Below are 5,161 nucleotides of genomic sequence, written 5' to 3'. Positions count from 1 at the left end.
CTAATTTTTGTGTCTTCCACAGACAGGCAAGATAAAAACGCTGACTTCAATCTCCTTTTTTTGTACTTTTTTGAGTCCTCCTAGACCATCTGGAATCAATACAAAACATTTGAAAAACTGCTTGAAATCAAGGATTCTCAGCATTCCTTCTTTTGTAGTTTCACTACAGTCTCGGTCCTTGCCGTATGTGGAAACATGTCAACTGACTGAATATACTCGACATCATAAACCTTGGTCAATTGTACTAAATCACGCGCCAAGGTTGAGACGTTACAAGAGACGTAGACCATTTTTTTCGGTTGGTATTTGACGATGGTTTTGAGAAGGGCATCGTCTAAACCTGTTCTTGGGGGGTCCACAACAAGGGCATCTGCTCGATAACCTTCTTGATACCACTTAGGAATGATTTCTTCTGCTTTACCTGCTTCGTAGTGGGTATTGTCAAAGCCCATACGACGTGCATTTTCTTTGGCGTCTTGAATGGCTTCTGGGATAATATCCATCCCGCGCAAGCTTTTAACATGCTTGGCAAAAGCAAACCCGATCGTACCGACCCCACAATAGGCGTCAATCAAATGGTCCTCTGGACTAACATCAAGTGCCTTAACAGCCTCACCATAGAGCACCTGTGTTTGCTCAGGATTGAGCTGGTAGAATGCTCTTGGAGACAATTGAAAACCGTAATCCAAAACTTCCTCTTCGATAGCATCCTGCCCCCAAAGAATCTCTGTTTCTGCTCCATAAATCTCACTGGATTTGGACGTATTAAGGTTAAATGCAACTGTTTTGATTTGTGGAAAGGCTGCAATCAAATCCTTAATAACAGCCGTTAGATTAACCCACTTGCTCGAAATAAAGATGATTTGAACTTGGTCAGTGGCTTCTGCTTTACGAACCATGACTGTCCGAATTCCCTGAATTTTACGCTCATTGTAGATAGGAATTTTGTACTTATCCAAAAGATTGGTAATCTTGTTGATGATTTCCTGTGTCAACTGATCCTGTACCAAACAATCTTCTAGCGAAACCAGCCTGTGGCTTCCCTCTGCATAGAGACCTGCCTTGACAGAGCCGCCAAAAGAGCGGGTTTGAAACTGCAACTTAGCTCGGTAATGTTGCGGCTTATCCATCCCTAAAGTGGGGCGAATCTCATAGTTTTCAAAACCTGCTGGTTTAAATTTCTTAAGGGCTTGCTTGAGCAAATCCACCTTAAAATCAAGCTGCTTGTCGTAGCGAAGATGCATGATTTGACAACCACCACAAGCTTCATAGATGGGACACTCTGGAACGACACGGAACTTAGACTTCTTATTGATATCAAGAATCTTGGCTTCAACGAAATTACGCTTAACAGACGTCACCTGACAAAAGACTTCCTCACCTTTAAGGGCACCTCGGACAAAGACGAGGGTTTTCTTATAAAAGCCAATTCCTTCGCCATTGATACCCATACGTTTGATTTTCAAAGGAATCCGTTGTTTAACTTGTAATGTGCTCACGATTGAAATACAACTCCTTCCTCTTTTAGTGCCCTGAGTGTTGCAGGTCCCATTTTAGGGATAGCCAGGAATTCTTTCTCGGTCCATTCTTCAAGATCTTGCAAGGTCACAATACCAAGATGATACAAAGTCTCTATCTGTGCACTGTTTAAAACGGCCAAGTCTTCTACAAAAGGCCCTCCATCTTCAAACTCCAGAAATTCATGGATAACAGACATAATGTAATGACTTGATGGGATAAGAATGGCTAAAAAAGTACTGAGAGAAACATAAATAGCTGTCATGCTATTAGGTTGATAGGCATCTAAACTTCCTGCTTCCATAATCTCATCCATAGGCATAACAGGATTTTTACAAAATTCTTGGAGCCCATCAATTCGGTATAACCAGCGATCAAGCAAGGTTTTAGCTTCTTGATTATTACCAGCTAAAATATTAGCAATAATCATCGGAATGACCATCATCAAATCGTCTCGATGATACGGTTGACTAGCAAATAAAGCTTTGGCTGCTTTGTGATTTGACGTCAAAACATAGATAGCCATCAGTTCATAACGGGTACCTAATCGATCACCCTCATCATGATTGTAAATCTCTAAAAAATGAGTCAAGGCTTTTTGATAAAGACCACTCTGCTTATAAACAACAGCAAGCTCCATCTTCGTGGATAGATAAGGGCGCTCGTCCAAGTTAATCCAACCAACTGGCTCAGAAGCTAGCCAACTATCATGTCCCTGAGCTTCCGTTCTTTCTAAGTCTCTGAGCGTTTGATAGCTCATTTTGGCTAAGGCTGCCTCTCCTTCTAAGTCTTCAAACGCTTCTCCAAATGCTAAATCATCATAAAGTTCATCCAACTCCTCATCAGAAAAACCAGCTAATTCACTTTGGAGGAGTTCTTCAAAATCCTTTTCAGCTAAATAGTCACTGAAATCTACAATCTTATCATTATCTTTTTTAGTCATATCAACTCTTCTTTCAAGAAATCTTTGCTACCATTTTACCATTTTTGTTATAATAAAGGCATGAAAAATCTTGAATTCAAACTGAATATTGAAGAATTCCCCGACAAATTACAGCCTTATCTCAATAAACAAAAATGTTATGATTTATCATCTCATTCTGGAGCACTGGTTCTAAAAGTTGGTAATGATTTCTTTCTGAAAGTTGATGCACCTGGAAAACTTGCCAAAGAAGCGATATTAACTCACTATTTTTTCACACATGATATGGGAGTTGAGGTGATTGATTATATCAGTACTGACAAGGACTATCTCCTGACAAGAGCCGCAATGGGTTCTGCTGCAACATCTTTTTTGGGTCAGCCAGAATCAGTCTGTAAGATTTTAGGAAAAGCATTGCGTGATCTGCATCAATTAAACCCAAAGAATTTCCCACAAGACAGTCTTCTTGACGCTTACCGTCAAACAAGCAACATCAACTATCAAAAAGGGGTTTTCTATGAAAAAGCACTCCTTTCGCACTTTAATATCTCGGGTAAAGATGAAGCCATTTATTTAGTGCAAGACCAAGGACATCTATTAGAAACAAATGCCTTCATACATGGTGATGCCTGCCTACCTAACATTATTTTAAAAGACAGCCAAACTTTCTCAACCTTCATAGATTGGGGACTTTCTGGCTATAGTGAAAAGCATATTGATATCTTTTGGGCTATTTGGTCCATCCATTATAATTTAGCTGATAACAAATACATCGATATTTTTCTAGACAGCTATTCACGAGAAGAAATTGACTGGGATAAATTAAAAATTGTTGCAGCACACGAAGCCTTTGGAGACTAAGCATGAAAATCACCAAAATCGAAAAGAAAAAGCGTCTCTACCTCTTAGAACTGGATGAGACCAAAAGCCTTCATATCACCGAAGATACTATTGTCCGTTTTATGTTAACAAAGGGAATGACTGTCTCTGAACAAGAGCTCAAAGACATCCGTCAGTTTGCCCAATTTTCTTATGTGAAAAATCTGGCTCTTTATTTCATTTCTTTTAAACAGCGGACAGAAAAAGAAGTTAAAGATTATCTTTATAAACATGAGATTGAGGCGTCTATCATTCCGCAAGTGCTTGAGCATCTTAAAAATGATAAATGGATTAACGATAAGCAGTTTGTCATCTCTATTGCTGAACAAAATCTATCCAGTGGTGATAAGGGAGCTTTTGTGATCAAACAAAAACTCCTGCAAAAAGGTATTTCCAGTTCTACGATTGATGGCGTTTTAGCCGACTATGACTTCACAGAAGTCGCTGAACGCGTCGCACAGAAACTCTTGCGTAAGTATGATGGCAAACTAGCTTTTAAAGCTCTAAAAGACAAGCTCAGGCAAAGTCTAACAAACAAAGGATTTTCCTACCAAGAAGCTAAAATCGCTGTTGAAGGTCTAGATTTGGAGAAAGATGAGGAAACCGAGGAAGAACTCATTTATCAAGAATTGGACAAACAATACCGGAAATACAGTCGAAAATATGATGACTATGACTTAAAGCAACGACTAACGCAAGCCTTAGCCAGAAAAGGTTACGATTTTGATGCTATTCGTTCAGCTTTAAGAGACTATTTGTAATCTCAATCCATCTCCAAGTGCTTTTTTCTGAAAATTATGATAGACTAGTAGAGACAAAGAAATTGTAGAAAGATGATTGCCATGAAATTACCAAAAGAAGGCGACTTTATTACAATTCAAAGTTATAAACATGATGGTAGTTTGCACCGCACTTGGCGTGATACTATGGTACTCAAAACAACGGAAAATGCGATTATTGGTGTGAATGACCATACGCTCGTAACAGAGCATGATGGTCGTCGCTGGGTGACCCGCGAACCTGCAATTGTCTACTTCCACAAAAAATATTGGTTCAATATCATCGCAATGATTCGAGATAATGGTATTTCTTATTACTGCAACCTGGCTAGTCCTTACATCCTAGATCAAGAAGCTCTCAAATATATCGATTATGATTTAGATGTCAAAGTCTTTGCAGATGGTGAGAAAAAACTGCTTGATGTTGATGAATATGAGATTCACAAGCGAGAAATGCGCTATTCAGCTGATATTGATTTCATTCTTAAAGAGAATGTCAAAATTTTAGTGGATTGGATTAACAACCATAAAGGACCATTTTCACAGTCTTACGTTAATATCTGGTACAAACGCTATCTTGAGCTGAAGAAGCGTTAAAGTTGTCCCTAGGAGCTGGAGAAAGATCTTCAGCTCCTTCGCTTTTGGCTTGTAAGCACCACAATCATCAACATACTAGGAAGGACGTATATGGCTTTTGAAACAACAAGTACTCGTTATGCCAGTTTTGGAGTGGCGACTAGCTTACCCAGTGAACTCATTGATACCTTTTGGGATATTTTGGACAATTATTTAAAGTCAGTTGTCCCTTTAGACAGTATTTTGACCTTTAACCTTAAAAAGTCTAACAAAGGCATGACCTATGAGTATCATGATGCCAAACGAAAGCTCATGATTGCTTTTGATTACAAGTATCCTTTTGACCACTTCTTCCCCAAAAAGCTCTATATCATTGATAACAGATGCCGACAGACTATTCTTCTTGCCCATGAGTTAAACCATTTATAGAAAGATTACATCAAAAAGACTTGCCCAGGCGGTGAACTGCACCCCAAAAGTTAGACAC

At 39.1% G+C, this 5,161-nt stretch carries 6 protein-coding genes; 4 read left to right on the top strand and 2 right to left on the bottom strand.

Annotation, left to right across the window (positions count from 1 at the left end):
- Positions 1 to 137 precede the first annotated feature (137 nt).
- Positions 138 to 1,499: a 23S rRNA (uracil(1939)-C(5))-methyltransferase RlmD gene (gene rlmD, locus ACMZ6U_RS09210; protein WP_416108139.1), complete on the bottom strand. Its 1,362-nt coding sequence runs from the start codon at positions 1,497 to 1,499 to the stop codon at positions 138 to 140.
- Entirely contained in the window at positions 1,496 to 2,461 is a 966-nt protein-coding gene (locus tag ACMZ6U_RS09205; RefSeq protein WP_416108137.1) for a hypothetical protein, read from the bottom strand. The genes rlmD and ACMZ6U_RS09205 overlap by 4 nt, the downstream gene beginning before the upstream one ends.
- 60 nt (positions 2,462 to 2,521) lie before the next feature.
- Here ACMZ6U_RS09205 and ACMZ6U_RS09200 point away from each other — a divergent pair, with 60 nt between their 5' ends.
- The 4 genes from ACMZ6U_RS09200 (at position 2,522) to ACMZ6U_RS09185 (ending at position 5,103) form a co-directional block, all read left to right on the top strand.
- Entirely contained in the window at positions 2,522 to 3,301 is a 780-nt protein-coding gene (locus ACMZ6U_RS09200; RefSeq protein WP_416108135.1) for a phosphotransferase, read from the top strand.
- A gap of 2 nt (positions 3,302 to 3,303) precedes the next feature.
- A complete protein-coding gene (gene recX / locus ACMZ6U_RS09195; RefSeq protein ID WP_416108133.1) occupies positions 3,304 to 4,080 on the top strand; it encodes a recombination regulator RecX in 777 nt (258 codons plus the stop codon).
- A gap of 81 nt (positions 4,081 to 4,161) precedes the next feature.
- The gene (locus ACMZ6U_RS09190) at positions 4,162 to 4,695 is read left to right on the top strand and encodes a DUF402 domain-containing protein (protein ID WP_416108131.1); all 534 of its coding nucleotides are present in this window, start codon (positions 4,162 to 4,164) and stop codon (positions 4,693 to 4,695) included.
- Positions 4,696 to 4,785: 90 nt separating this feature from the next.
- Entirely contained in the window at positions 4,786 to 5,103 is a 318-nt protein-coding gene (locus ACMZ6U_RS09185; protein WP_416108129.1) for a DUF960 domain-containing protein, read from the top strand.
- Positions 5,104 to 5,161 lie beyond the last annotated feature (58 nt).

It is taken from the genome of Streptococcus pluranimalium, from assembly GCF_047785745.1.
In the GTDB taxonomy this organism is placed as follows: Bacteria; Bacillota; Bacilli; order Lactobacillales; family Streptococcaceae; genus Streptococcus; species Streptococcus pluranimalium_B.
The sequence above is the reverse complement of the archived record's forward strand: the minus strand, read 5'-3'. Positions and strand labels throughout refer to the sequence as shown.

What these genes read in the sequence shown, in the direction of transcription:
- ACMZ6U_RS09205 (WP_416108137.1), bottom strand. Translation starts at nt 2,461, where the DNA reads ATGACTAAAAAAGATAATGATAAGATTGTAGATTTCAGTGACTATTTA.
- ACMZ6U_RS09200 (WP_416108135.1), top strand. Translation starts at nt 2,522, where the DNA reads ATGAAAAATCTTGAATTCAAACTGAATATTGAAGAATTCCCCGACAAA.
- recX (WP_416108133.1), top strand. Translation starts at nt 3,304, where the DNA reads ATGAAAATCACCAAAATCGAAAAGAAAAAGCGTCTCTACCTCTTAGAA.
- ACMZ6U_RS09190 (WP_416108131.1), top strand. Translation starts at nt 4,162, where the DNA reads ATGAAATTACCAAAAGAAGGCGACTTTATTACAATTCAAAGTTATAAA.
- ACMZ6U_RS09185 (WP_416108129.1), top strand. Translation starts at nt 4,786, where the DNA reads ATGGCTTTTGAAACAACAAGTACTCGTTATGCCAGTTTTGGAGTGGCG.